Here is a 24,843-nt window from a genome sequence, read left to right as displayed (position 1 = left end):
CCCGGGTTCAGGCAGCGGCGGTGACTACCACTCCTGCTCGACGTCCTCGGCGAGCACCAGGTCCTCCAGGACCTGCGGGTTCTCCTCCGGGTCGGTACTCGCGGCGATGGCGATGGCGGCGGACTTCGACTGCATGGTGCCCTCCTTCGATTCGCGTCCCTGCCGTCCGAGAGCGGACGCGCAGTGGACGGCGGTGGTACTACGGTCCCGCTCGCGACCCGCTTCGGTCACGGGCAGCGGTGACCGCCTTTTGTGGACCGGCGTCAGCTTGCTCACCTGGGTGGATGTTTCGAGGCAGACCCAGATAAGGACTGTGCGTCACATCAGATTCGCGGAGTGTGACCCATGCGGCGTAGTCGGGTCGCTACGGTGAGGGGTCAGGCTGCTCACCGCACGCATCCGGGAGCCACCATGCCTCCACGCCCCAAGCCCGGGTCCAAAACCGACCGGGACTCGCTCCGGACCGAACTCCTCGCCGTCGGCGCCCCGATCGCGACGATCGCCGCCGAGATGCGCACCCGCTTCGGCTGCCGTCCACGGGAGGCCTGGCGCCACGTCCACGGCTGGACTCTCCAGGAGGCGGCCGACCGGTTCAACAACGCCGTCGGGGCCGCCGGGCCCGCGACGGACGCCTCCCTTCTCGGCAAGTGGGAGAAGTGGCCGGCCGCGGCGGGCCGGCGGGTCACCCTGCGGGTGCTCACCGTCCTCGCCGAGCTCTACGGCGCCTCGTTGGAGGACCTGCTGGATCTGGAAGACCGCCGGGCCCTGCCCGAGTCGGATCTGCGCGTGTTGCGGCACCAGGCCGCCGGCGATCCGGCTACGGCCGTTGCGGTGCCCGTCCCCCCGGTGCCCGACGTGCCGCTCACCGGTGTCGACCTCATCCGTACCGCGGCCGACGAGTCGGCGGAATGGACACAGTGGGCCGAGGTGCCCAACTGCGGGCCGATCAGTGTGGAGCAGTTCGCCGCCGACGCCCGCGGCTTCGCCGCCGATTACTTGATGGCCGAGGACCCGCTGAGGGTCTTCGGGGACACCCACAGGGCAGCTGTCCGGGTGTGGGACCTGCTTTACGGGCACCAGCACCTGGAACACCGTCAACGGCTCTTCACGACCGCGGGGTATCTGGCCGCGATGATGGCCTGGATGACCAGCGACCTCGGGCACAAGCGGCAGGCCTCGACGCACATCCGTGCCGCCATGGTGGCCGCCGAGATGGCCGGCGACCCGGGCCTGGAGGCCTGGGTCGCCGCCACGCGCAGCAAGCTCGCGTTCTGGGCCGGCGACTTCCGTGCGGCCGTCCAGCACGCCGACCACGGCGCCGCCCTCCAGGCACCCGGTACCGTCACCGCGCTGCTCCACTGCCAGGCTGCGGACGCATGGGCGGAAGTCGGCGCGCGCGCCAAGGCGATGGCGGCCTTCGGTCGAGCCGAGGAGGCCGCCGAAGGCGACCGAGCCAACATACTCCACGACCAGGTCGGCGGGCTGTTCGCCTGCCCGGACGGACGGCTGGCCAACTACGGAGCCGCCGTCTACCTGCGTGGTGACAACCCGGCCAAGGCGCTCGCCCACGCCGACCGCGGACTCGCCGCACTTCAGCGCCAGGACGTCCGGCCCCTGGGCACCATCGCCCAGCTCCACATCACCCGCGCCGGTGCCCACCTGCTCGCCGCTGAACCCGAAGGCGTCCTCGACGCGCTCGCCCCCGTCCTCGCACTGCCCGCCGAACACCGCACCGCCCCCGTCCGGCGGCGCCTGCGCGACCTCACCCGGGACGCTGCCGGATCGCCCATGGGTGACAGCGCCGCCGGACGCCGCTTGCAAGGCGTCGTGGAGACCGCCATCCGCGAGGCCAAACTCGCCCTCTCCCTCGCCTCCCCGGACAGTGATTGGATCGGCTCATGACTGACACCCCTGCGCGCATGGCCGATCACTGGTGGTGGCGGCCGGGTTGGGAACCGGGCACCCGCTGGTACACCTGGCATCTGACCTTCGACGGCGCCGAAGACGTCCACCGCCTGGCCGCCGACTACCGCCACGCCCTGGCCGACGTTCCCGGCCTGGACCTGGTCCCCGACCGCTGGCTGCACCTCACCATGCAGGGCCTCGGTTCCACCGCCAAGGTCAGCGAGGCCGACGCACTCGCGATCGCCGACGCCGCCACCCACCACCTCGCGAAGATCCCGGCGTTCGACCTCGCACTGGGACCGGCGATGGTCACCCCCGAGGCCCTGCTTCTCACCATCGACCCTGCCGGGCCCGTCCACACCGTCCGAACCGCCCTCCGCGCGGCCATCGCCGACGTCTGGCCCGAGGTCCCCGAGCCCGCCGACGGCTTCCAGCCCCACGTCTCGGTGGCCTACTCCTGTGCCGACGGCCCGGCCCAACCGGCCGCCGACGCCCTCGCCACCGTCACCACCTACCCGGCCACCGCCCGCGTCACCGCGGCCGAACTCATCGTCCTGGGCCGCGACCGACAGATGTACGAGTGGGAGACCGCCGCCCGCGTACCACTCGGCTGAGCAACATCTGGTCCGGGCGACGCCGGTGCCCGCCGGGGCCAGGCGCTGGACGAGGGCGGTGACCTCGGCGGTGGTGCCGACGGTGACGGTCGATTTCCCGACGATGGTGCAGGGCTCGGTGAGGTGGAGGGCGAGCCGGCGGACGGCGCCGCAGACCTGACGCCGACGAACTTGCGAGCATCCTTCGTAGGTCCCGGGGGAGCTATCCTCGCGCGTGCGCGGCCGACTACGGGCACCTGACCGGGCTCGGCTACGAGCCGGAGCTATCCCCGCGCGTGCGGGGCCGACAGGACGAAGACCATGCGGGCCATCGGATCACTGGAGCTATCCCCGCGCATGCGGGGCCGACTTGGGCCTGATCGCCAACGCGCTGACCGAGGAGGAGCTATCCCCGCGCATGCGGGGCCGACACTTCCTGACCTGCCGTGATCCGTCACAGGGTATGCCAATTCATTCAGTTCAAATCCAGGACCCCGCCTGCGACAGAGGGCCGACACTTCCCTTCCCGGTCCAGGGCCGCCAGCCCCGCAAGTGGTGGGCGTCAATGAGTACGCGCCGCACAAAGATCGCGCCCACGGGACGGTTCTGGTCGGCGCCGAGAGCCGCTGACCCGGCCTCCGACAGGGTGGCGGAAACGAGAGAAGACGCACCATGGATCCCCGCATACCCCGCCTGCGCCGCAAGCTGGCCGCGATCACGTTCCAACCGGTGCGCAGCCACTCCTTCGGGGAAGAGCAGCACAGGTTCCGCCTCGGTCCAAAGCTGGCGGAAGCACGCGTCGCTGCGTTCGAGGCCGAACACGACATCATCGTGCCTGATGCCTACCGGCAGTTCCTCACGCACATCGGTGGCTCCGGCGCGGCACCGTTCTACGGCCTCATGCCGCTGAAGCGGTGCTCCCTGCTGGTCATGAATCCGCGCGGAGGACCGGGAGCACCGCGGGGCTTCGGCAGCCCGGAACCCGGGACGCACGCACGCGACCTCTTCCTCCACATCATCGAGATGGGCTGCACCGACGTATGCGTCATCGCGGTGACCGGTCCTCTCGTGGGCCGCGTCCTCATCGGCAACAGTGACGGCTACTGGGGTCCCAACGTCTCCTCCGCCACCGACTTCCTCGACTGGTACGAACGCTGGCTCGACCACATGAGCGCAGGACTCGACAACCGGGCCCTGGAGCTCACCTCGCCTCGGCTTCGTGCCCATCCGATCCGCCATCGCATGGCGCCAAGGATCTGACTCCCTAACGGCGACACGGAAGTCCGAGTCAGGACCGGGACTCGTGGGCAGGGCCGACCGGGCCGTGGTCAGGACGACGGGTCATTCCTGGCGTCGCTGTCAGCCGTGCCAGGGCTCAGCATGCGCAGGCAGCAGTGGAGGCCGCTGTCCCCGGAGGTCGCAACCGCGTTCATCCGCGGCAGCCGGCGCCATCAACCTCGCTGTCTCATGCCAAGCCCGTACATGCGGCCGGGTAGTGCTCGGCGGACGGACGTGAACGGCATGCGGCGAGGACGTCCTTCGTGCGGTCGGAGCCGGTCGGCGCGTAGGCGGCGCTCGCGCTGCGGGGCGGAGAGGGGCGGGGGAGGGCAGCGAACTGCAGCCGGACCGGCTCGGCCCCGCCCGAGCCGAGTCCGACACCCGCCTCCCGGCGGCCCACCCCACCCTCCGTGCAAGGCTTGCCGGTATGCACGAAGCACCGGAGGACCGCGCCGTACGGAGCTTTCTGTCAGCGATCCGCGTCGGCGACCTGTGCGGTGGGGTCGTATCGGAGACCACCCGTTCCGGCGTCGCGGTGACGTTGGACGGGTTCCCGGCGAGACCGCTGGGGTTCGTCGGCTCGTTGGACCTGCCCTGGGGACGGCCTCGGACCGAGGGTGTGGAGGTAGGTCGGCCGATCACCGCTGAGGTCATCGCCGTCGACCGGCCCGCGGGCCGGGTACGGCTGTCGATGGCAGCCACCGGGCACCCGGAGCTGTGGACCTTTCTGAAGCTGCTCGCCCCCGGCGAGATCCTCGCCGGCACGGTCGCGTCGATCGAGTCGTTCGGCGTGTTCGTGGCGCTGGACGACGGGCCCGCCCATCCGGTCTTCCCGGGGGTCGGGTTCATCACGTTCCCCGAACTGTCCTGGTATCGCTTCGAAACGGCCTCGGACATCGTCCGGGTCGGTGAGCGCGTCTCGTGCGAATTCCTCCAGTTCGACACCACGAACGGGGAGGCCAGGCTGTCCTTGCGGGCTACACGGCCGGACCCCTTCCAGGACTTCGCCGACGGCGTCGTGGCGGGCCGGACACTGCGCGGAAGGGTCACCCGGCTGGTTCCGTTCGGCGCTTTCGTCCAGGTGGCCGACGGGGTCGAGGGGCTGATCCACCTCAAGGACCTCGCACGGACACCCGTACGGACACCGCAGGAGGTCGTAGGAGTCGGCGACGAGGTCCTGGTCGTCGTCACCGACATCGACCGAGGACGCCGAAAGCTGACGCTGTCGCGGCGGGAGCTCCCCTCCCGCCGATCGTGATCCTCCCAAGGCACGGCGACGCACTCGGTGCAGAGCCGGGCGGCGAACCCGGCCGTTTCTTCACGCACGGGTGAGGGCCCGGCACGTCCGGGTAAGAGCAGGAATGCACCTGTTCCGCGAACGGCTCCAGCTGATCGATGCCAGCTGGTGACGGTACGATCCGCGGGGATGCGCCGGCCCGTCGCGGCCGCCGGAAAGGAATGATTTCGTGAAGAAATTCATACTCTTCGATCATGACGGTGTCCTGGTCGATACCGAGTTCTGGTATTTCAGATCCGCAGAACGCGCCCTGGCGGAGGCCGGTTTCACGCTGGATAAGGATCAGTACCTCCGGGACATGGCCCGGGGGGCGGGCTCTTGGGTCCAGGCCAGGGCAGCTGGCATCGACGACCTGACCCTCACCCGGGTTCGCGAGACCCGTAACCGCTACTACCAGGAGTACTTGCGGACCGAGGCCATCGAGATCGACTGCGTCGTCGACACTCTCGCCGAACTGTCGAGGTTTGCCCGCATGGCCATCGTGACGACCTCGAAGCGGGCCGACTTCGACATCATCCACGAGAAGCGCCAAATCAGGCAGTTCATGGATTTCGTCATTGTGCGCGAGGACTACGAACTCGCCAAGCCGAACCCGGAACCGTACCTGGCCGGGCTGAAACGCTTCGGCGCCTCCACGCAGGAGACCCTGGTCGTGGAGGATTCAGCCAGGGGACTGACCTCGGCGGTGGCCGCTGGTATCGACTGCGCCGTCGTCCACAACGAGTTCACGAAGGCGGACGACTTTTCCCAGGCAACTTACCGGATCGACAGCCTGAGCGAATTGAAGGAAATCCTCCTCATGGAAAGCTGACGCCCCTTGGCGCGGAGCCCGCACCTGGTGCGCCGGGTGAGGGCCGATAGTAGGCAGACGAGTGATCACCGGGCCTACCTGTTCGAAGCCCGGGCGTTAAACGACAAGCTCAGCCGATCGGCGGTGCGAGGTACTCCAGCGCGTAACCGTCACCGGAGGGGGTCACGCGGGCGATGCCGGGTGAGTCCAGGGTGGGCGCTGGCTACGAAGTGGTGCGGTTGGGTCAGTTGTTCGAGGAGGGTCGCTCGCGCGGCGCGGGCCTGGAACTGGTTGCCGTCGAACTCCCAGACCACGTTCGGCCGATCGAATTGAAGAGCGACTGACTGGCCAAGAAGGCCGGCGCCGCCTGGGAGATCACCTACGAAGCCACCACAGCCCTGACCGGACCGACTCCGCCTACCGGAAGGAGACGACCGGCCCGGTGAACCTGCCCTGGAAGATGACGGTCGTCGTCAGGGTCGGGGAGCAGGCCCGGGTGGAGGTCCTCCCCGTCGACACCGCAAAGGCCGACTGCCGCATCCTGCTGGACGGCGTCCGGGTGGTGGCGCAAGGCACCTCGCCCGCCCCCGGCGAGCTGGCCGTCTGCGCGGTGACCACGAGCAGCACGCCCGGCAAGTGGTCGCGCTGAGGCCCGGCCCGTCCGGGCACCGGACCGGGAGGGCCACGGCGCAACCGGCCACGGTGTCGGTGCCGACGCTCGACCTGCCGGAGGACGACGGTGGTGGCCGCTGCCACCGCCCTTGGCAACGGACAGGACGAGGACATCGCCGACGCCCACAGCCGGATCACCGCCGCGGCGGGTGGACCGTCACCACCCGCCGCCCACGCCGCGCCGGCCTGCCACCCGGGTCGGCGTTCCCGACGCGGCGGACTATCGGACCGAGTCGCACCGCGGGGACCGGTTGTCGGTGGCGTGCGGTTGGATCCGGTGCGGAGAGGAGGCACCGGGATGACGTGCTTGGGAGTGCTGTTCGCATTGACGGAGGACCAGTCGACGCGGTTGCTGGCGGGCGGGGGAGACGAGCGGGTGCGGGCGGTGGTGGAGGAGGTCGAGGAGGCCTGGGACGTGCCGCGGGTGTGCGAACTGGACAAGGCGTGGGACGCCCTGCACCGATGCCTGACGGACGGCCGACTGCACTACGACAACGGGGAGTACCCGCTGTCGCACGCGATCCTCGGCGGACGGCCGCTGTACGAGGGCGAGGACTACGAGGTCTGCTACCTGGACCCGGCACAGGTCCGGGCGGTGGCCGAGGCGCTCGCCCCGCTGGACGGAGCGTGGTTGCGGCGGCGGTACGCGGAGCTGGAGTTCGAGGACTACGACGGAGAACGCGGAGAGGACGACCTCGACTACACAGAGGCGTTCCTCCCCGACCTGCGGGAGTTCTACCGGACGGCGGCGGCGGACGGCCTTGCGGTGGTCTTCACCGTCGACCAGTAGCGGCCGGCCGGTCGGCTCGGCTCCTGTCCTCCGTCCTCGCCGTTCCCGAGCGCGACCTGGACCTCGTCGTCGAAGGCAGCGTTGTCCACAAGAACGATTCGACGGACCGCGGCTGTCCCCGGCCCGGCCCCGACACGCGCCGCCACCAGCAGAAGCGCCACGATCGAGGGTGCCTCGGCCCGACAGTTCGCATCCGCAATTTCGCGGCCCGACGGGGTCCGGGGGTCACTACGTCGAGGTCTCGGGGTCCTGCGGCCGTGGCACCGACAGACACCGCCACGAGAAGCCGGACCGGTGCGCGGCCGACCGTTCACCGAATCGGCGAAGCACCGTTCCGTCATGACGTGACGCCACCGACAGCGTCGGGCCGCGTACCGGCCCTGGCACGAGGGCCGAGTATCGCCGCCATCCCCGCGCGGGCGGGGCCGACCACGGCCCCGCCCGGACACTTCGGGCGGGGCCGGAGCCATCCCCGCGCGTGCGGGGCCGACGAGATCAGCTGGTTCTTGAGCCAGCTGCCCATGGAGCCATCCCCGCGCGTGCGGGGCCGACGCTTTCTGACCTGCTGTGATTCGGCTCAGAGTACGCCAATCAATTCAGTTCGAGTCCGCAGCCCCGTCCATGCGGGGGTCGTCCAGGCGCTCCGTTCTCTCAACCGAGCAGGGCTACTTCCTCGGTTGGCCGACCCTTGGCACATCGCTCCACCACGTCACCCACACGGGGGAGCACTTCGAGCAGCAGGATCACGGGATCGCCGTCTCGCGTCCCATTCTGCTCCGAGGTGGCGCGGTCGGCTGGCTGCACGTCCAAGTTGAGCCCGACAAGGCCGTCCCGGGCCCAATGTCCGCATCCGCCCGGTCGGGAATGCCCGTCACAGATCCGGAGCCCATTGACCGCCCGCTCGTCGACGGGCAGCGCGCCGGGAGCACATGCGAGCACCACCGAGGTTCACCCTGCCCAGCTCGGGCCCGGAGCCGGCCGTCACCCGGTGGCCGGCTCCGGGCGGGACTCACCGTGCCGCGACAGTCGGCCTGCGTCGTGAAAGCCGGCACGCGCACGACGCGCCCGCCCATGCGAATGACCAGTGCTCATGAATTCCCCCCTCCGTCAAATAGGCATCACCGCAGGTGGAAGCCCTGGGGATTGGATGCCGGATCAGGAAAGCAGAGCGGTTCTCCGGGAGTCCGGCCACCGCGATCCAACCCTTTTGTGCTCCATGACACGCGGGTCGTGTCGGGCTCCGGGCTGATCATCTGGAATGCTGTTCTCCGTCCGCCGACCATGGCTTTGAGCGGCGGGCATCCGCAGTACCGGGCAGTCGGCCCGGGAAGCCCACGGAGAGAACGGAACATCATGAAGCCATCCGTGCTTGTCGTGTCCACCGACCCCCAGGGGTCCGCCGTCGTCTGGGCCGAGCGGGTGGGAGACAACCTGCCCTTCGACTTCATGGCGGCACACGACCACGCCGAGCAGCTGATCCACCTGAAGAACACCGGCGCGAAGATCCACGTCATCGCCAACCAGAAGGGCGGCGTGGGCAAGACCACCACCACGGTCAACCTCGCGGCGTGCACCTTCGACGTCCTCGGTGAGAAGGACGAGTACCAGCACATCTTCATCGACACGCCGGGCACCCTGGCGGACGAGGAGATCCTGCGCAGGGCCCTGGAGATCGCGGACGACGTCCTGGTCCCGATGATCACCGAACCGCTGTGCTTCGACCCGACGGCCCGGACCATCCAGCAGGTCATCGAGCCGATGGACATCCCCTTCCGGGTCGTCGTCAACAACTGGGACCCCCGGGACGGCCGCGCCGACCTCGAGGACACCGAGGCGTACATCAGCGCGAAGGGGTGGCCGCGCGCCAAGACCGTCCTGCGCCGGTACAAGATCCACTCGCGGGCGGTGGCCGAGGGAACGGTCGTCACCCAGTACAAGGAGAGCGGTACCGCCTACCGGGCCCGCGAGGACTTCTTCCGCCTGTCCCTCGAGCTGGGTTACGGGGGCCGCTGATGGCAGGCCGTCGCGTCTCCTTCGCGTCGATGGCCGGCGACCCGGTCGTCAACGCCCCGGGTGTGGACGCCGCCAACGACGCCCCGGTGGCCAAGTGGATGCCCACCGCCAGCTGCCTTCCCAACCCGCGCAACCCCCGTGACGAGCTGGGCGACCTCTCCGACCTGGCGAGCATCAAGGACCGCCAGCTGCAGAGCTGCCTCGCCGTCACCCCGGCCGCCTACCTGAGGCTGTGGCCGGAGGACCGGCAGACGCTGGGCGCGGGTCCGCAGGACGTCGTCATCGTCAACGGCAACCGCCGACGGGCGGCCGCGGAGCTGTACGGGCGCGAGCAGCTGCTCGTCGTCGTGGACGACTCGGTGGCGGAGTCCAAGGCGACCCTGCTGCGAGCCGCACTCGACGAGAACATGGCGCGCAAGGACTTCGATCCGATCGAGGAGGCCAACGCGGTCCTGCTCATCGTGGCGCAGTACCCGACCGCCAAGGAAGCGGCCGAGGCGGAGGGCTGGTCCCAGAGCTGGATCTCGCACCGCAAGAACCTGCTGAAGCTCCACCCGGAGCTGCAGCGCCAGGTGCGGGCCAAGGCTCGCGGCGAGGAGGGCGTCTCCATCAACGTCGCCCGCCGGCTCGGTTCGGTGAAGGGCATCGAGGCGATGTCCCTGGCCGGGCAGACCGCGGAGCTGGAGCAGCTGCTCCAGGCCGACGCCGACGCGGTGGCCGCCAGGCGCGCCGCGAAGCTGGAGGCCAGGGCCGCCGCCAAGGCACCGGCAGAGGCTCCCGCACCGCAGCCCGCTGCGGTGGCTGCCTCCGCACCCGCCTCCACGCCCGCGGCCCAGCCGGCCGCGGAGGCGGCACCGGCCACCGTGAAGGCGCCGACCCCCGTCGCCCCCCGGCCGGAGCCCGCGCCCCGTAACCCGGTCGCGAGCGCCGAGCCCGTCCGGAGCACCGAGCGATTTTCCGCGGAAAATTCCGAGCCGCTCCCGATGCCGGAGCAGCGGGCCGTGGCCCCGGTGGACGAGCAGTCGTCGGCCGCCCCGCAGACGGAACTCGGCGACGTCGACTGGCACAACGTGGAGGAGCTGGCGGACGCCATCTGTCGCACCCTCTCGGCCGACGAGGCCTACCGCCTCGCCGACGCCCTGGCCAACCGACTGCTGACGACCAGCAGCTGACCCACCCGTGGTGCCCCGGCCCCGCCGTCGTGGCGAGGCCGGGGCACCACTCGTCGCGTTCTTTTCCGGACTACGAGCTGTTGCGTTTGGTGGTACGCGGCAGTCGGTGTTGGTTGTCACGGACAGCCTTGGGCTGATGGCCGCTCCTCTGGCACCGACCACGCCGGAAAGGCTTCAAGGTCGCGGTAGGAGTGGGCCTCCAAAAGAGTATTGCAACGGACGGTCCAAAACGGCTAAGGTCGCGCCATGGCCCGACCGAGGACGTTCGACGAGGAAGGTGCCCTGGATGCGGCGATGCGCACGTTCTGGGAGAAGGGCTACGAGGCCACCTCCACACAGGACTTGTGCGACGCCACAGGACTGGGACGCAGCAGCGTTTACAACACTTTCAAGAGCAAGCACGACCTCTTCGAGCGCGTACTGGCCCGCTACATCGACTCCATGACGACCGCCCAGCTGGCCGTCCTGGAGGACACCCGACACAGCGCCGCCGACCGGCTGCGCACCCTGTTCGCCATGGTCGTCGACGGCGAGACGGAGACGGGACATCGGACGGGCGGACGTGGCCTCGGCTGCCTGACCGTGAACACCACGGTCGAGCTGGTCGCCCGGGACCCGCGAGCAGCGGAAATGCTGGACCGCGACACACGGCGCCGGCTGACGGCACTGCGCGCGGTGCTCCAGGAGGGACAGCGGGAAGGCAGCATCGCCTCTCCCCACGACGCCGGAGCGCTTGCCCGCTTCGTCAACGCGGCGATCGGCGGCATGCGCATCTCCAGCCAGGGCGGTGCCGACCGGGCCGCACTGGAGTCGATCGCCGAAATCACCATGGACGCACTCACCAGCTGACGGCGCACGCCACCGGGGGCCGCGTCCACGCCTGCCTAAATTTTGGACCGTTCAATACATAACTGACCTCGAAGGAGATCGACCCGTGCCTCGTGCCGTATACGTCCTGGCACTCGGCATCTTCGCCATGGTGACCAGTGAGTTCGTGGTCGCCGGGCTGATGCCGCAGATGGCCGAAGGACTGGACGCGACCATCCCTCAGATCGGCTACCTCATCACCGCCTTCGCGGTGGCCATGGCCGCTGGCGGCCCGTTCCTGACCGTGGCCCTGATGAAGTTCCCCCCGCGTACGGCACTGATGGTGCTGTTCGTCATCTTCCTCGCCGGCAACGTACTGGCCGCCACCGCCACCGCGACCGGCTACGGCACGATGATGGCCGCGCGGATCATCACCGGCATCGCCTCCCAGGCGTTCTTCGGCGTGGGCATCTCGATGTGCGCCCAGATCACCCGCCCCGAGATCCGGGGCCGCGCGATCGCCGTCGTGATGAACGGCCTCATGCTCGGCACCCTGCTCGGCCTGCCCATCTCCACGCTGGTCGGCGAGCGTTTCGGCTGGCGCGCCGCGTTCTGGACCATCACCCTGATCACCGTGGTCGCGGCCGGGACCACACTGTTCGGTGTGCCCCGCATCGAACACGCGGAGAACAGCGGCGGCTTGCGCCAGGAGGTCGGCGTCTTCAGGAAACCCAAGATGTGGCTGGTGCTGTCCAGCAGCACACTGATCATCGGCGCCACCTTCTCCGCCTTCAGCTACTTCAACCCCATCCTCACCGACGTCACCGGCTTTTCCACCGGCACCGTCCCTCTGCTTCTCGTCGCCTACGGCGCCGCCACCGTCATAGGCAACAACGTCGTCGGCCGCTTCGCCGACGGGCACACCGTCCCGGTCCTTGCCGTCGGCCTCGTCCTCAACACGCTGTTCCTGACCGGCTTCGCCCTCCTCGCCGACGTACCCGCCCCGGCCATCATCTGCATGATGGGCATCGGCCTGGTTGGCGTCACCATGAACCCGGCCATGGTGACCCGCGTCCAGCGCGCCGGCAACGCAGGCCCCCTGGTCAACACCGTGCACTCCTCCTTCATCACACTCGGCATCATCCTCGGCTCCTCCATCGGGGCCGTGGTGATCGACATCTGGGGGCTGCGCGCTCCGCTCTGGCTCGGGGCTGTCTTGGCGCTGGTCGGCCTGGCCACCGTCCTGCCCGATCTCGCCCGCCGCACCATCCTGGCTACCGGCCCCGCCCCCTTGTCTGCCCTGCCCGACGAAGGGAACGAGTTTGTACCCGCTGATCAGTCGGCAAGGAAGCAATAGCAGATGGCGGCTGCGGCACTGTCAGTGAAAGCAACGAAATGCTCGGCCTCGCACTCGTAGCGACCTCCTGGGCATGAGGGTGGAAGCCGTCGAGGTCGAGGACGTCGCGGGCGGCGGCCGGGTCGCGGAGCCGCTCGCGGACGTCCTCGACGCGGTCAGCGGTCGGCGGGAGCGGGGTGCCGTCCGGGGTCTCCTGTTCCTGGCGGGGGTGCGCGGTCGGTGATGACGGGCATGCCGAGGCCGACCAGTTGAGGGGGCGTCCGTCGGTGGAAGTGTTCTTGAGGCTGTTGAGCTTGGCCATCGCAGCGTCGAAGCTGACCTGAAGTCCCTCAACCTCGCCGAGCCAGCCGTTGGCGCGGGCCTCGCGGATGCGTTCGCGGAGGTTCTGGATGATCTCGATGAGGCGGGGCTTCTGGCGGGGGTCCATCTGGAGGACCGGGCAGCGGATGCAGGCTTATCCGAACCAGCTCAGCTGGGTCCGGCGGAGCCAGACGACGGGCGGGTTGCTGAATGTAGCGGTCAGAGATCTTGAGGTCGGTGGGGCGTCCGGGCGTGTCGCGCCGCCGGATCGGGTCAGGTCGTCTGTGACAAAGCCCCGGGACCAGGCGAGAATCCAGCGTATGGATGACGCGTTCACACTTCTTCGGCGGGCTGTCGAACTGCTGCCTGAGGACGCCATGGCGGAGAACGGCCAGTCGGTCGGGAACGTTCGCGAGGAGATCGCCTTCCAGGAATGGGAGATGGCGCTGGACGTGCTGATCGAGATCGCCGACGTCCATCCCGTGTCCACCGGTTTCTGGGAGATGCTCGCCGAGGCCGCCCGGCAGATGATGCTCGACCGCAGCCGCCGTTGGTGCGAGTGGCGGGCTTGGGAAGTTAGGCACGGCACCGTTCGCGCGACGCTGACCCTGCTGGGCGCCGACGAGGGCGGACGCCAGAGCACCTTCTCAGGGGATGGGCGACTCAGGCCGCTGTGGGACATCGGCAACCGCACCGCAGACGGGCAACGAGATCTGAATATCGCAAGGATCTGGGTGGAGTTCGCGCCGCAACTCGGTCCCGGAGAGACGGCCGACGTTCGTCTGGCCCCCCTTCAACCCGAGCAGTGGCGGCATCTCAAGTCTGGTGACGTGATAGCGATGCACGAGGCCCAACCTCTCGCTGGCATCGCCGAGATCATCGAGGTTTTTCCGCCTGGCGTCTGAGGCCCAGCCGGGTAGCCAGGTACCTGATCCCACTCCACGGGGTCCAGGTGCGAGAGCACCGAGCACCCCGTGGCCGTCATTGTTTATCGGAGCTCAGGCAGTGGTCCGGGGCTCTTCGGGTAGTGGCCCTCTTCAAGCCGGAAGAGGTACTTCCGGAGGTCCGCTCCGAGCCCTTCAGTGATGTAGGCGGCAAAGTCCCTCAGCCCCTCTGCGGCTTCCCGCTCGTCAGACCTGTCGCTGGACGACCATCCTGGCAGGAGGGACTCCAGGTACTCGGTGACCCGTCCACGGTCGCGCCACCAGTCCCGAACAGCCTCGGGTGTCCATCGGCTGTCGCCGTCGCAGGCATAGCCGCGGTACGGATCTTCCTGGGCTGCTGTCACCAGGTTCAGGACCTCAGCCGTGGTCGTCGGCTGGCGATACACATATTCACCGAAGTAATCGCCGGGCACGTATTCGGTTGTGATCACTGGGTCCGGGTGAGGTCCTTGATCCAGATCATCGCGCCACGGAGGTGGAGGCCTGCGAGGTAGCTTTCCGGGGTCTTGTCGTACCGGGTGGCGATGCCTCGCCAGGCCTTCAGCTTGTTGATCAGGCGTTCGACGGTGTTGCGCTCCTTGTAGAGCTCGGCGTCGTGGCTGACGGGCCGGCCGCCCCGGCGGCCTTTCTTCTTCCGGTTGGCGCTCTGGTCCCTCTTTTCCGGGATGACCGCCTTGATGTGGCGCTTGCGCAGGTGGGCGCGGTTGCCGCGGGACGAGTAGGCCTTGTCCCCGGCTACCGCGTCCGGCCGGGTGCGGGGACGGCCGACCGGCACCCGGACCCGTACCTTCTCCAGCACGGGGATGAACTGCGGGCTGTCGGCGGCCTGGCCCTCGGTCAGGATAAAAGCCAGCGGGCGGCACTTCCGGTCGCCGGCGCAATGGATCTTGCTGGTCTGTCCGCCTCTGGAACGTCCGAGCAGGGCTGCCTTCAGCCGGAGCCTGCGCCGGCGCCGGATGCGTCGCCGTTCTTCCCGTTTCGGGTCACCTGAGGCGTCCTGCCCGTCTTGTTCCTCCGGGCCTCCCCCTTTTGCCGGGCCTTCTCCGCCTCGTCGGCGGCCTTCTCCAGGGCGGCCATGGTGTCGGGGTCGAGGTGCATCCCGGCGGCGTCGTGGTGGGCTCGCACGGTGGTGGAGTCCACGCCGACCAGGGACAAGTCCACCTCGCCTCGTTTCGCGGCTTCCGCGATCACGCCCTCCAGCAGGGCTTCGAAGACGCCGGCGTCCCTCCACTGCCGGAACCGATTGGAGACGGTCGACCAAGCACCGAACTCCTTCGGCATCTCCCGCCACTGCCCGCCCGTCCGGAATCGCCAGATCACGCCCTCGAACTGCTGCCGCAGCCGCTCCGGGTACGGGCCGTACTCGCCGATCGGCAAGTACGGCTCGATCAACACCCATTCTGCATCCGTCAGTTGCGCTCGCGTCACGCACAACGGTCTACCGGATCAGGACCCGTCGCGAAGGTGAATCGCGCAGATTGATCACGACCGAATACGTGCCCTAGTCCGGTCAACAACTCGAGGGCGGCCACGATGTCCGCGGGGTCGTGACCGGCGACATCGAAGCAGATCATTGCTGAACGTGTCCGGGAGTCGGCCGGTGTTCGTACGTGGACGCCCGGCTGCTTGCGGTCGAGGACCCTGCGGCAGACCTCCGCGAAGTGTCCGTCGTTCATCCGGGCGAACTCGTACGGGTTGCCCTGGGGCTGGGACAGGTACTCGACATGGGCCAGTCGCCCTGCTCCTCGCCCGATGAAGCAGGGGAAGCCGTCCCATCGGGGCACGACGACGGATATCCCACAGGCGAGTGCTTCCAGGGGGACTTCCCGTAGGACGCGAAGATGCTGGTCCTTGCCTCCGCGGCCGTCATCCAGCCCTTCCTTCATCACCCCGACCCGGCGGTGCGCGAAGAAGCCCGACTCGCAGCAGCCGAGATCACCGCAGGTCTTGAGGGGCCTTGAGGAAATTCAGTCGGCATGGCAGGACCCAGCGGGCAGGATGGCGGGATGGCTGATCTGCTGTGGGACGACCAGGTCGCGTGGCTGCTCGATCCCACCGATGGGGGGTGCCTGCCCGATGCGTTCGTTGAGGAGACGACGGCGGCGGACTGGCAGGCCGTGCTCGACCTGATCGAGGAACAGGGCTGGGCCTTCGAGTACGCCGAGGGCGAGGCGGTGCTGCCGCTGCCCCGGGCCGAGGCCGTGTTGTCCCGCCCGGCCGACGCCGAGTGCCCGAGCCTGAGTGTGCGGCCTGATCCCGAGGTCTGCGCGATCTTCCGGTTCCTCGGGAACGAGCAGATCGACTTCGACGTCGACCTCCGGGAACTTCAGGGGCAGGAGCGGCTGGACGTCCTGTGCGGGTTCCTGACCGCCATCGGGCGCCGCCTGGGCAAGTCGGTGCCGCTGTTCCCCGAAGGCGGCGGCACGCAGCCACTGCTCGGGTTCGACGTCGCCGCCGACCGGGTCAGGGTGATGTGGACGCCACCGGAAAAGTGAGGCGAGCCATCGCTGCAGTCGGCCGCCAATCTGCACTGAGGAGCACTGTGCCTGAGCAGTTCTTGCTGATCTGCGACGAGATCCCCCAGGACATCGTTCTCCTCGATGTGGGCCCGCGGCCCCTGGAAGTAGCGAAGGCGCTCCGGGAACTCGTGGGCGTCGGTCTCTGGCGGGCCAAGCAGATCGTGACGCAGACGCCGCCAGTGCGCCTCGCAGAGGGGGTCGGTGATGACGTGACAGCGAAGTGGGTCGGCCCTCTGCGCGGGGCGGGCGCGGTGATCGAGCTGCAGACCTGGTGGCGACACCGACCAGGGCAAGGGCCACTGCCAGTAGCCTGAGCCGAAAAGCGACGCTTCGGCCCATCCCCGGTTGACCGTCGCCCATGTGGAACTGTCCGGGGATTCTTGAGTCGGGTAATGGGCCATTCCGAGAGTTCGGCCCTACCTCGGGTGCCCCTCCGGCGCGCGCTCACCGACGTGCCTGGACGGTTCGCCGGCGGCCGGCCTGTGTCCGCGGCACGCCATTGGTCCAGAATCAGGGCATGGATGTCCCCAAGCTGCTGGAAGCCGCCTCCCTACTGGTTCCCGAAGAGGTCGCCACCGAGAACGACATCACGGTGAACGACGTCTGGGAGTACCTCACCCAGGATGAGTGGGAGGTGGCCCTTGGGCTGCTGGAGGAGCTGGGTGACGTTCACCCGCTTCCGCTGAGCTTCTGGGAGACTCTCGCCACCGCCGCCGAGCAGATGCGGCTGGAGACGAGCTCGGCCTGGTGTCGCTGGCGCTGCTACGAAGCCCGCAATGGCGTCATCCGAGCCGACCTCACCCTCCGACCGGCTGGCGAGGCGCGTCGGCAGACGCCCTTTTCGGGTGCTGGCGTCCTTCGGCCAATGTGGGACATCGGGACTCGAACCGCGACCGGCGAACCGGCCCTGAACATCGCCGGCCTCTGGGTGGAGTTCACGCCCTTCATGGAACCTGGTGGGCGAGCCACGGTGCGATTGGCACCTCTCGACCCCTCGCAGTGGCAGCACCTTCAACCCGGCCAAGTGATCACTATGCATGAAGACCGATCGGCGGCCGGAACGGCGGTTGTCCTGGAGGTTCACCGTCCGACGGCCAAACCGGCCGCCTAGAGGTGGGCATCCAGGCTGGATGCGCGCGCAACCCGGTGCCACGGTAGTGAGAGCCATGCGAACATCGGCCGGTGACCGACGATCAGGAGCTGTTTTGCCTCCGACGTGATCGGTAGGCGGCTACTGCGGGTGACCACGGCTTGGCACCACTATGCCGGTGATGAGCCGTCGCTGCTGCATCTGCGGCTTCATCTCGAAGGGCTCGGCCCGGTCCTCTTCCACACACCCGGCAGTGGCCTGTCTCTGAGGATCGACCAGCCGCATGAGCCGTGCTCGATGGAGCAATACGGCAGCGTTGTGGTCGTCGAGGATTCACCGGTGCTGTCGGTGATCCGCTTCATCGGCGAGCCGGTCCGCTCGGTCCTTGTGCCACCCGTCCACCACGTCACGGACCGGGGCGCCGGATCGGATGTCGGTCGCCGCTGAGACCATCCAGTCGTGACCCGAGCATGTGATCAGCGCCCCGATGAGACCACCCTCGCCGCCCTGCACTCCGCGTTCCCGCCGGAGTGGCGGGAACCCGCCCTGGGACACGTCGGCGTCATGGCATGGGAGGCCGCGAACGGAGTGGCGCTCCCGGAGCCCTACCGAACCTTCGTCACGGAGATCGGCAACGGCAGCAGTCTCGGGCCTGCCGAGGACGAAGGGCTCCAACCCCTCGGGTGGCTGCCCGCGAGCTGGCCGGACCTGGGGCCGCGCCTGCCCGGCGAACCGTTCCCGCTGGACGACGCCTGGCTGTGGGAGGACGATGGCGAGGCCGATCCGGACGATCCACGCATCCACGCCGCCTTCACCCACGGATCGGTGGTCCTCGGCTCGCACGACGGCTACTCGTTCTGGTTGTTGGTGACGGCCGGACCCCACCGGGGCGAGGTCTGGATGGTGTCCGACGTCGGCGCGATCCCCGTGCCCGGCGCCGAGGCCTGGGACTTCACGGAGTGGGTCGGGCACTGGCACTCGGGTGACGGCTGGCCGACCTGAGCCGGACGCGGAATCCGGGAACCGTACGCCGACCCCTGCGGAATCAGGGGCAGGCACGCACGCAGAGTCGCACGGTATCGAGGCGCACGTTCCCGGGCCCGACGGCGTCCACGGTCGAACCGATCGCGTGGTAGGCCCAGTACTGGTTGAACGCGAGCCCCTCGGGGAGCGCCGCCTCGACGAGCGCCGGCAGGAACTCCTCCTCCGGCCGGGCGTACAGGCGGGCGTAGGCCGCCGGCCGGGTCCCGCCGTCGGGGGAGCCGAGCGCGGAGGCGGTGTCGTAGCCGGCTACCACGGGGGTGAGTCCGGCCAGCTCGACGAAGACCGGTTCCTGATGGTAGGTCCGCGCCGGCAGATGAACTCGACCACGATCGGCACCGCCAAGGCTTGGAGACTGATGCGGTGTCGGACTGACCCCGTCCATCGCAGACACCCGGCGCTGAGTCGCCACGCGCACGCCCGGCGCTGAGTCGCCACGCGCACGCCCGGCGGTGAGCAGCACCTGATCAAACGCCACCCGGGACGAGGGGTCACATCGTTCCGCAGGCTTCGGCCTGCATCGCATGCCGACCGTTCGCATCCTCTGGGTACACCGCATCCAGCAGACTGCGGACAAAGTGATCGAGGTCTTTCAGGCCCCCAGCAGCGAGGGTGCTGGGGCTGTCCGCCAACAGATGGAGGATGGCACCGTGCAAGGCGAGGGTCACGACGGCGGCTCGCTGCGGGGTGACGGGAAGTCCAGCGGCCCGCTGGACCAGTTCGAGGCCGGTGAAGTCGGTGGTTGCGATCTGGTCAAGGATCGCTGACAGCCAGGTTTTGCGGGCTGCCTCGGCCTGGAGCTCCATATAGGCGAGCATGCGCGGTCGGCCTGCCCCGGCGACGTTCTCCAGCAGCCCGCGGAGCATGGCCACCAGCCCCTCGCGGTCAGTAGGCCCAGCTTCGGCAGCCATCACTTGCGCCGTGATCTCGCGGTACTGCTCCACGCACCGCTCGGCCACTGCGCGCAGCAGGGCATCCCGGGTCGGGAAGTAGTTCTTTGTGGTGCCCAACGGCACCCCTGAGGCTGCGTCGACGGCCCGGTGCGTCAGACCGCGCCCGCCTGCATGAGCCAGTACCTCGACAGCAGCGTTGCGCAGCAGGCCCCGGCGGTCCTGATTCACCGTCAGTTCTCCTTGCTGGTTGATATATTGCTCATGCTACCCCGGCTGTGGTACCACATGTGTGGTGGAACTGTTCTTCGACGACACCAACTTCTCCACTGGAGGGTTTGAAGTGGTCATGAAAGGCAGGTACCTGCGCCAGTTCGCCGCGGAAGCCAGAGAGGCTCGCGAGCAGGGCGAGCAGTACTTCGTCACCGGGGTGGAGCTCAGCCGTGCTGGGATGGTCCGCCCGGACCGGGCCCTGAAGGGCCTGGACGAAGTCATCGAGGCCGTGGAGCGCGTGGGCTGGAGGCACGTCGACACCCAGCAGGTCCTCACCCGGTTCACGCTCTACTTCGTCCGTACCTAGCCCCGCACTCCGCCGGTCCCCCGATCGTGAAGATCAAGCGATCGGGGATCGATCGTCCGCCAGACGGTTGAGACCCTGTGACTGCGGCCCACGAGAACGCTGATCAAGACTCGTACCAGAATGGGGGACCGGTGGCTTCGTACGAACCGGCCGACGCCGCTCTTGCAATCGACTTCACCACATCGGATCCCGGCGAGTTGCCCCGTCTGCGCGAGTGGCTGCGCGGGCAGGGTGGTGCCGAGGTGAGCTACCGTCCGTCGGCGCCGGCGGTGGGTGAGCTCGGTGCGTCCGATGTGCTGACCGTGCTGGCCGGGAGCAGCGTGCTGGCCGCAGTGGTCAAGACGCTGCCAGACTTTTTGCGCTCGCGGCGGTCGGGCCTGCGGATCCACGTTACGGTCGGCGAGAAGAAGGTCGAGTTGGACGCCACCAACGTGGACGACGCGCTGCGAATCGTCGAACGGCTTCTCGATGACGACTCCTGAGCCGCTGTACGACTATGCACGCTCGCGTGCTGTGCTCGTCGGTGCATGGGACTACCGCTACCTTCCGGCCGTGGGGCCTGCCACGCGCAACAGCCTGGAGCGGATGGAGCGACTGCTGACCGGGCCGCAGTGCGGATGGCCCGCGGCCACCGGAGCCTCCACCGATCGCCTGCAGGTCGTACGCAGCCCCCAGCGCCGTGGGAGCCTTCCTGATGAACTCATGCGCTGGTTCGTTGATGCCGAGGACGTGGCCTTGTTCTACTTCGTCGGCCACGGCCGCCTTTACGGCGATGAGCTCTGCCTCGCCCTGGCCGAGTCTCCGGAGACTGGTCCCGCACAGAAGACTACGGGCCTGCGCTTCGCCGATGTCCGCGAAGCCCTTGAAGAGTCCGGCGCGACGACCAAAGTGATCATCCTTGACTGTTGCTTCTCCGGACAGGCGACGCTCCCGGGCAACAGCCTGGCCGCACCCGACATCACGGACCTGACCCACTGCTCGGGGGTGATCACCCTTGCGGCCAGCGAGGCCTACCGGACTGCCTGGTACGAACCCGACCTGGCCGGGGCTCTCCCCCAGACCTACTTCACTCGCTACCTGATCGATGCCATCGAGTCAGGGGTCCCCGGCCACGACGCCGGCATCCCGCTGGATGCCGCGTTCGCCGCCGCCTCCAACGCCCTCATCCGCGATCGCAAGCCGAAGCCCACACAGTCGGTGCGGCACCGTGCCAGCCAGTTCATCATCGCCCGCAGCCCTAACCAGGCCGCAACGAGCGGAAACACCGCACCCACCGTCGACCCCGAAGAGCTCTACCGAGCCGGTGTCCAGTTGGAGAATGCCTGGGACACCGAGATTTCTGACCTCCCGCGCATTGAATCCCTCTTTCGAGCCGCCGCCGACGCCGGGCACGCCGACGCCATGACCGCGCTGGGCCGGCTTCTGGAGGGCCGTGCCCGGGCCCGCCTCGAGAACCTTCTCCCCGAGGAGGTCACTGACATCGATGTCGACGGCGCCATGTACTGGTACGAGAAGGCCGCGAACCTGGGCAGTTCCGCGGCAGCCTACTTCCTCGGCCTGGCTTACGAAGACCACCGGCACGACATCCCACGGGCACTGGCGTGGTACGAGGCCGCCCTCCGGAAGAACGATCACAACTGGGCCGCGCGGGATGCCCTGGACGGGCTGCGGGACCGGCTGGCCCGCGGCCTGGGCCCCGTCGCCGGCGCCCGCAGACCGGCCGAACCGCAGTCCCCAGGCGACCAGCCTCCTGGCCAGAAGGAAGGACCGGACGTGTTCAGCAACCGAGCAGACGAGCAGGGCGCCCTCATCGCCAAGATGATCGCCCGTCAGGCGACCGCGGCGGAAGCGGCGCAGGCCCAGACGAACTTCGAGCGCTGGATCGCCGTCGAATATGAAGGCAACGAGCACCTGGCCTTGGCCTTCGCCGTGAATGGCCTCGCCGAAGCCTGCGGGGGCTTGCGTGGCGAGTGGGGCACACTGACCGACACCGAGCACTCGGCCCTGCTCCGGTTCTTCACGTTTCTGTGTCTGCCGACTAAAGACAGTGCGGACGCGGACGCGATCGCGTTCCGCGACTACATCCGTTCGAAGGGCACGCTGCAGTCGTTCGCGCGCAACGCGATCAAGCTGTTCGGGATGAGCTGATCCGGAAATAGAACCGCAGGTCGGGTTGGTGCTGCCCCTGGAGTCCTCCGGTCTGCCCAGGCTTGGTCCTCGTAAAGCTGACGCAGCCCGGCAAGTGGCTCTATGTAGCCGTCATAGGATTCTGCGGCTGTCCTTGTCTCGACCGGGATGCGTGGACCGCCGCTCGTCGCACCACTGGTCCGATAGCGCCTCCATGGGCCGTTCCAATCAATCCGCACCAGTCACCTGCGAAAACGGCGCCGATCCAGTCGCATCTGATCCGTCCTTTCACCTCCCCATTTGGCCCCTGCTCCAGCCGTAGATCGTGATCAGGCATCGTGAGATGCTGCCCAGCATGATCGCGAAGCTGCAGTGTGTCGTGTTGGACTGTGCCGATGTTGCTGAGCTGTCCCGGTTCTACCAGTCGCTTCTCGGCGGCGTGGTGAACCAGCCGGATCCGCGGTGGTCCCTTGGGGAAGGCTGGGCGACCCTCCACACCAACGGTGGGTTCGTGCTGGCCTTCCAGCGCGTGGAAAACCATCAGCCGCCGCAATGGCCGGACCCCACCCGCCCCCAGCAGTTCCACCTCGACCTCGGGGTCGAGGACCTGGATCAGGCCCAGGAAGGCGCGCTCAAGCGGGGCGCCACGCTGCTCGACGATGGCGACGGAAAGCGGAGTTGGCGCATATTCGCTGACCCCGCAGGACACCCGTTCTGCCTGATCCGGGACTAACCGGAGACATCGAACGGGTGCGGCCACCGTTGATCACTCAGGCCGCGTTTGAGATCTGGTACGGGACGATCGGTCGGTGACTCGACTCGTGAACCGTCACCGCTCCCTTGAGGAACTTGAGCGCGACCGGTGGCCGGCCCCATCGGGCGCCGAAACCCGCCTGATGGCGACCGCGCGCGGGCTTCGGCGCAAGTCGATCGGCGGCCTGACGGTCGAGGACCTGCGGCTGCTGATCGGGCAAGACATCGGTCTTGCCTACCTCCTACCGCTGGCGGTGGAGGTCCTGCGGAGCGACCCCCTGGCGGAAGGCGACATGTACGAGGGCGACCTGCTTGCCGCCGTGCTCACCAGGAGTGCGCAGGTCTGGAGCGAGTACCCCGAACTCCGGCGGGATGTCCACCTGATCGTCTCGGAGTTGGCCGACGTGCCGCCGTACCTGAAAAGCAAGGTTGAGGGGTTCTTGGCTCTGTAGCTCGCCGACACCAACTGCCGCCTTTGGGGCCTGGGAGTGGCGGTGATGGGCGGTGTCGACCCGCTGGGTCGGTGTCCGCCGTACGTCGCGAGCGGGCTGTCCCCCGCGCTGCTCCCCACGCAACCCGAAGTCGCCCTCCCCAGCAGCCTGACGACCGGCCAAGAATGCACCAGGCGCACCAACCCCACCAGGGGCACTGACACCTCAGAGCTCGCCCTCGTCTCCCCGGTCCACGTTGTTCAGCGTCTCGCCGAACCGCTCCAGCGCCTCCTCCGGCCCGCAGCCGAAGGCGCGGCCGATGTACTCCCAGGTCATCAGGTTGCTGCGGGCCCTGCGGCCGGCCAGCAGGGCGGTCGAACCGGCGGCGCGCTCGAAGCGGGCGGCCGCACGGGCGGCGGCGTACGGTCGGCTCTCCGTCAGGTCGCAGATCCGGTCCACCAGCGCGGCGACGAGCTCCTCGACCTCGCGCGGCACCACACCCTCGGCCAGGTCGACGTGCCACTCCCAGTCCGCGAACGGCCCGGTGGCCTCGCCCACCGCCTCGGTTGCCGCGTCGTCACCGAAGTCCAGCAGGTGCACGCGCTCACCCCGCCAGCCGCAGCCGCAACCACCGCGCACCGCGACGGCCCGAGGACCATCCGCACCGTTGTAGAGCCACCAGGTCGTGCGCCCGTCCGGCAACGGCGCCGGCTCGCTGCCGTCCGCCAACACCGCCACCGGGAAACCCTGGTGGCGCCCGCTCTCCTCAAACCATGGCATGCCGTGTCCCTCACGTCCCTGGAGTACAGCACCAGGGTTCCCAGCCTGTGACGCAGTGTCAAGGCTTCGCGACAACCGGTGCGACCCGCAGCTCAAGGCGGCGCGCGCCAGCCGCCACAGGCCGGGTCAGGGATGCTCAGGCAGCTCGGTGAGCCGCTCGATCCGGGTGACCGTGCCATCGGCGGCGACCGGCGATGAGGCCGCCACCGGGCCTCCGAACCGCACGCCAATGGAGTTCGGCACATCGGCGTGGCGAAGCGCTGATCGCAGCGGGTACCCCTAGGAGGTGGTCCACGGCTGGCCGTTCACCCGGACGAAATGTGCCTGTGAGCCGGCGGGTGGGATGCCCCACCTCCTCGCGATTCGCCGTGCCAACAGACGACATCACCGTCCCATTTCGCGGCACAGTCCGGACTGTCGCCGGCGAGGATCTTCAATGCCGCATGTCGATGACCGTGCGCGCCTCAAGCAGTACGAGAATCTGCTGTCCGCGCCCCAGGCAGTGCTCGAACTGCGTGCAGTCCGTCCGTTGTCCCGGCGTGACGATCAGGGACAGCGGGGGCCGCAACGGCCGTCCGCGCTCAGGTGGAGCTTCGTGGTGAAGCCGCCGTGCGAGCGGCCCGGGCCCTCGCCTCCAGCACCACCTCCGCCAGGCGGGCGGGCGACGAGGCTCTACCCACGGCGTCTCGCCCCGGTGTTCTCCCGGCCCAGCCC

Annotated in this window: 27 protein-coding genes and 1 pseudogene; 23 read left to right on the top strand and 5 right to left on the bottom strand. The window is 68.7% G+C overall.

Annotated features, from left to right (window positions below; translation table 11 throughout):
• The first annotated feature begins 411 nt into the window (after positions 1–411).
• The 13 genes from ACIQOV_RS00620 to ACIQOV_RS00560 all read left to right on the top strand — a co-directional run bounded on the left by ACIQOV_RS00620 (position 412) and on the right by ACIQOV_RS00560 (position 13,879).
• Positions 412–1,902: an XRE family transcriptional regulator gene (locus ACIQOV_RS00620; RefSeq protein ID WP_401043253.1), complete on the top strand. Its 1,491-nt coding sequence runs from the start codon at positions 412–414 to the stop codon at positions 1,900–1,902.
• Positions 1,899–2,519: a 2'-5' RNA ligase family protein gene (locus ACIQOV_RS00615; RefSeq protein ID WP_401043251.1), complete on the top strand. Its 621-nt coding sequence runs from the start codon at positions 1,899–1,901 to the stop codon at positions 2,517–2,519. The genes ACIQOV_RS00620 and ACIQOV_RS00615 overlap by 4 nt, the downstream gene beginning before the upstream one ends.
• A gap of 651 nt (positions 2,520–3,170) precedes the next feature.
• Positions 3,171–3,758: an SMI1/KNR4 family protein gene (locus ACIQOV_RS00610; protein ID WP_401043249.1), complete on the top strand. Its 588-nt coding sequence runs from the start codon at positions 3,171–3,173 to the stop codon at positions 3,756–3,758.
• Positions 3,759–4,467: 709 nt separating this feature from the next.
• Positions 4,468–5,034, top strand: a complete 567-nt coding sequence (locus ACIQOV_RS00605) for a S1 RNA-binding domain-containing protein (protein WP_401043248.1) — start codon at positions 4,468–4,470, stop codon at positions 5,032–5,034.
• 208 nt (positions 5,035–5,242) lie between these two features.
• Positions 5,243–5,884: an HAD family hydrolase gene (locus ACIQOV_RS00600; RefSeq protein ID WP_401043246.1), complete on the top strand. Its 642-nt coding sequence runs from the start codon at positions 5,243–5,245 to the stop codon at positions 5,882–5,884.
• Between the two features lie 421 nt (positions 5,885–6,305).
• Positions 6,306–6,512, top strand: a complete 207-nt coding sequence (locus ACIQOV_RS00595) for a hypothetical protein (RefSeq protein WP_401043245.1) — start codon at positions 6,306–6,308, stop codon at positions 6,510–6,512.
• 321 nt (positions 6,513–6,833) lie between these two features.
• The gene (locus tag ACIQOV_RS00590) at positions 6,834–7,325 is read left to right on the top strand and encodes a YfbM family protein (RefSeq protein WP_401043244.1); all 492 of its coding nucleotides are present in this window, start codon (positions 6,834–6,836) and stop codon (positions 7,323–7,325) included.
• Between the two features lie 1,374 nt (positions 7,326–8,699).
• A complete protein-coding gene (locus tag ACIQOV_RS00585; RefSeq protein ID WP_401043242.1) occupies positions 8,700–9,338 on the top strand; it encodes a ParA family protein in 639 nt (212 codons plus the stop codon).
• Positions 9,338–10,510: a ParB/RepB/Spo0J family partition protein gene (locus tag ACIQOV_RS00580; RefSeq protein WP_401043240.1), complete on the top strand. Its 1,173-nt coding sequence runs from the start codon at positions 9,338–9,340 to the stop codon at positions 10,508–10,510. Before ACIQOV_RS00585 ends, ACIQOV_RS00580 begins: the two co-directional genes overlap by 1 nt.
• Before the next feature lie 246 nt (positions 10,511–10,756).
• Positions 10,757–11,359, top strand: coding sequence for a helix-turn-helix domain-containing protein (locus tag ACIQOV_RS00575; protein ID WP_331768592.1), 603 nt, complete (start codon positions 10,757–10,759; stop codon positions 11,357–11,359).
• A gap of 85 nt (positions 11,360–11,444) precedes the next feature.
• Entirely contained in the window at positions 11,445–12,674 is a 1,230-nt protein-coding gene (locus ACIQOV_RS00570; RefSeq protein ID WP_401043239.1) for an MFS transporter, read from the top strand.
• A 73-nt stretch (positions 12,675–12,747) separates the two neighbouring features.
• Positions 12,748–12,897, top strand: coding sequence for a hypothetical protein (locus ACIQOV_RS00565; RefSeq protein ID WP_401043237.1), 150 nt, complete (start codon positions 12,748–12,750; stop codon positions 12,895–12,897).
• Positions 12,898–13,294: 397 nt separating this feature from the next.
• Positions 13,295–13,879: a hypothetical protein gene (locus ACIQOV_RS00560; protein WP_331768589.1), complete on the top strand. Its 585-nt coding sequence runs from the start codon at positions 13,295–13,297 to the stop codon at positions 13,877–13,879.
• An 83-nt stretch (positions 13,880–13,962) separates the two neighbouring features.
• Here the strand turns inward: ACIQOV_RS00560 and ACIQOV_RS00555 are convergent, their stop codons facing one another.
• Both ACIQOV_RS00555 and ACIQOV_RS00550 read right to left on the bottom strand, forming a co-directional pair.
• Complete coding sequence (locus ACIQOV_RS00555; RefSeq protein ID WP_331768588.1) at positions 13,963–14,349, bottom strand: hypothetical protein; 387 nt, start codon at positions 14,347–14,349, stop codon at positions 13,963–13,965.
• Positions 14,346–15,346, bottom strand: a pseudogene (locus ACIQOV_RS00550) (IS5 family transposase). Before ACIQOV_RS00550 ends, ACIQOV_RS00555 begins: the two are co-directional and overlap by 4 nt.
• A 578-nt stretch (positions 15,347–15,924) precedes the next feature.
• Here ACIQOV_RS00550 and ACIQOV_RS00545 point away from each other — a divergent pair.
• The 5 genes from ACIQOV_RS00545 (at position 15,925) to ACIQOV_RS00525 (ending at position 18,529) form a co-directional block, all read left to right on the top strand.
• Positions 15,925–16,413, top strand: a complete 489-nt coding sequence (locus tag ACIQOV_RS00545) for a hypothetical protein (RefSeq protein WP_331768586.1) — start codon at positions 15,925–15,927, stop codon at positions 16,411–16,413.
• Positions 16,414–16,460: 47 nt separating this feature from the next.
• Complete coding sequence (locus tag ACIQOV_RS00540; protein ID WP_331768585.1) at positions 16,461–16,751, top strand: ribosomal protein L7/L12; 291 nt, start codon at positions 16,461–16,463, stop codon at positions 16,749–16,751.
• Positions 16,752–16,954: 203 nt separating this feature from the next.
• On the top strand, positions 16,955–17,548 hold the full coding sequence (locus ACIQOV_RS00535; RefSeq protein WP_331768584.1) for a hypothetical protein: 594 nt from the start codon (positions 16,955–16,957) through the stop codon (positions 17,546–17,548).
• A 129-nt stretch (positions 17,549–17,677) separates the two neighbouring features.
• Positions 17,678–17,974 carry a hypothetical protein gene (locus tag ACIQOV_RS00530; protein WP_401043234.1) on the top strand — a complete coding sequence of 99 codons (297 nt, stop codon included), beginning with the start codon at positions 17,678–17,680 and terminating at the stop codon, positions 17,972–17,974.
• A gap of 12 nt (positions 17,975–17,986) precedes the next feature.
• A complete protein-coding gene (locus tag ACIQOV_RS00525; RefSeq protein WP_401043232.1) occupies positions 17,987–18,529 on the top strand; it encodes an SMI1/KNR4 family protein in 543 nt (180 codons plus the stop codon).
• Positions 18,530–18,572: 43 nt separating this feature from the next.
• Here ACIQOV_RS00525 and ACIQOV_RS00520 read toward each other — a convergent pair whose 3' ends face one another.
• Together ACIQOV_RS00520 and ACIQOV_RS00515 are read right to left on the bottom strand one after the other, a co-directional pair.
• Positions 18,573–19,031 carry a hypothetical protein gene (locus ACIQOV_RS00520; RefSeq protein WP_401043230.1) on the bottom strand — a complete coding sequence of 153 codons (459 nt, stop codon included), beginning with the start codon at positions 19,029–19,031 and terminating at the stop codon, positions 18,573–18,575.
• A gap of 28 nt (positions 19,032–19,059) precedes the next feature.
• Complete coding sequence (locus tag ACIQOV_RS00515) at positions 19,060–19,689, bottom strand: TetR/AcrR family transcriptional regulator (protein ID WP_401043228.1); 630 nt, start codon at positions 19,687–19,689, stop codon at positions 19,060–19,062.
• A gap of 64 nt (positions 19,690–19,753) precedes the next feature.
• Between ACIQOV_RS00515 and ACIQOV_RS00510 the strand changes: the two genes are divergently transcribed.
• The 5 genes from ACIQOV_RS00510 (at position 19,754) to ACIQOV_RS00490 (ending at position 23,370) form a co-directional block, all read left to right on the top strand.
• Entirely contained in the window at positions 19,754–20,038 is a 285-nt protein-coding gene (locus ACIQOV_RS00510; protein WP_401043226.1) for a hypothetical protein, read from the top strand.
• Between the two features lie 131 nt (positions 20,039–20,169).
• Complete coding sequence (locus ACIQOV_RS00505) at positions 20,170–20,520, top strand: hypothetical protein (RefSeq protein ID WP_401043224.1); 351 nt, start codon at positions 20,170–20,172, stop codon at positions 20,518–20,520.
• Positions 20,507–22,186: a caspase family protein gene (locus ACIQOV_RS00500; RefSeq protein WP_401043222.1), complete on the top strand. Its 1,680-nt coding sequence runs from the start codon at positions 20,507–20,509 to the stop codon at positions 22,184–22,186. The genes ACIQOV_RS00505 and ACIQOV_RS00500 overlap by 14 nt, the downstream gene beginning before the upstream one ends.
• 334 nt (positions 22,187–22,520) lie before the next feature.
• Positions 22,521–22,898, top strand: coding sequence for a VOC family protein (locus ACIQOV_RS00495; protein WP_331768577.1), 378 nt, complete (start codon positions 22,521–22,523; stop codon positions 22,896–22,898).
• Between the two features lie 76 nt (positions 22,899–22,974).
• The gene (locus ACIQOV_RS00490) at positions 22,975–23,370 is read left to right on the top strand and encodes a contact-dependent growth inhibition system immunity protein (RefSeq protein ID WP_401043220.1); all 396 of its coding nucleotides are present in this window, start codon (positions 22,975–22,977) and stop codon (positions 23,368–23,370) included.
• 204 nt (positions 23,371–23,574) lie between these two features.
• Here ACIQOV_RS00490 and ACIQOV_RS00485 read toward each other — a convergent pair whose 3' ends face one another.
• Complete coding sequence (locus ACIQOV_RS00485; RefSeq protein ID WP_331768575.1) at positions 23,575–24,129, bottom strand: hypothetical protein; 555 nt, start codon at positions 24,127–24,129, stop codon at positions 23,575–23,577.
• Between the last annotated feature and the right edge of the window lie 714 nt (positions 24,130–24,843).

This window comes from Kitasatospora sp. NPDC091257, assembly GCF_044757675.1.
In the GTDB taxonomy this organism is placed as follows: domain Bacteria; phylum Actinomycetota; class Actinomycetes; order Streptomycetales; family Streptomycetaceae; genus Kitasatospora; species Kitasatospora lactacystinica.
Note: the sequence above shows the minus strand (reverse complement) of the source record. Positions and strands in the feature narration are given on the sequence as shown.

What these genes read in the sequence shown, in the direction of transcription:
- ACIQOV_RS00620 (WP_401043253.1), top strand. Translation starts at nt 412, where the DNA reads ATGCCTCCACGCCCCAAGCCCGGGTCCAAAACCGACCGGGACTCGCTC.
- ACIQOV_RS00615 (WP_401043251.1), top strand. Translation starts at nt 1,899, where the DNA reads ATGACTGACACCCCTGCGCGCATGGCCGATCACTGGTGGTGGCGGCCG.
- ACIQOV_RS00610 (WP_401043249.1), top strand. Translation starts at nt 3,171, where the DNA reads ATGGATCCCCGCATACCCCGCCTGCGCCGCAAGCTGGCCGCGATCACG.
- ACIQOV_RS00605 (WP_401043248.1), top strand. Translation starts at nt 4,468, where the DNA reads ATGGCAGCCACCGGGCACCCGGAGCTGTGGACCTTTCTGAAGCTGCTC.
- ACIQOV_RS00590 (WP_401043244.1), top strand. Translation starts at nt 6,834, where the DNA reads ATGACGTGCTTGGGAGTGCTGTTCGCATTGACGGAGGACCAGTCGACG.
- ACIQOV_RS00580 (WP_401043240.1), top strand. Translation starts at nt 9,338, where the DNA reads ATGGCAGGCCGTCGCGTCTCCTTCGCGTCGATGGCCGGCGACCCGGTC.
- ACIQOV_RS00575 (WP_331768592.1), top strand. Translation starts at nt 10,757, where the DNA reads ATGGCCCGACCGAGGACGTTCGACGAGGAAGGTGCCCTGGATGCGGCG.
- ACIQOV_RS00565 (WP_401043237.1), top strand. Translation starts at nt 12,748, where the DNA reads ATGAGGGTGGAAGCCGTCGAGGTCGAGGACGTCGCGGGCGGCGGCCGG.
- ACIQOV_RS00560 (WP_331768589.1), top strand. Translation starts at nt 13,295, where the DNA reads ATGGATGACGCGTTCACACTTCTTCGGCGGGCTGTCGAACTGCTGCCT.
- ACIQOV_RS00545 (WP_331768586.1), top strand. Translation starts at nt 15,925, where the DNA reads ATGGCTGATCTGCTGTGGGACGACCAGGTCGCGTGGCTGCTCGATCCC.
- ACIQOV_RS00535 (WP_331768584.1), top strand. Translation starts at nt 16,955, where the DNA reads ATGGATGTCCCCAAGCTGCTGGAAGCCGCCTCCCTACTGGTTCCCGAA.
- ACIQOV_RS00500 (WP_401043222.1), top strand. Translation starts at nt 20,507, where the DNA reads ATGACGACTCCTGAGCCGCTGTACGACTATGCACGCTCGCGTGCTGTG.
- ACIQOV_RS00495 (WP_331768577.1), top strand. Translation starts at nt 22,521, where the DNA reads ATGATCGCGAAGCTGCAGTGTGTCGTGTTGGACTGTGCCGATGTTGCT.
- ACIQOV_RS00485 (WP_331768575.1), bottom strand. Translation starts at nt 24,129, where the DNA reads ATGCCATGGTTTGAGGAGAGCGGGCGCCACCAGGGTTTCCCGGTGGCG.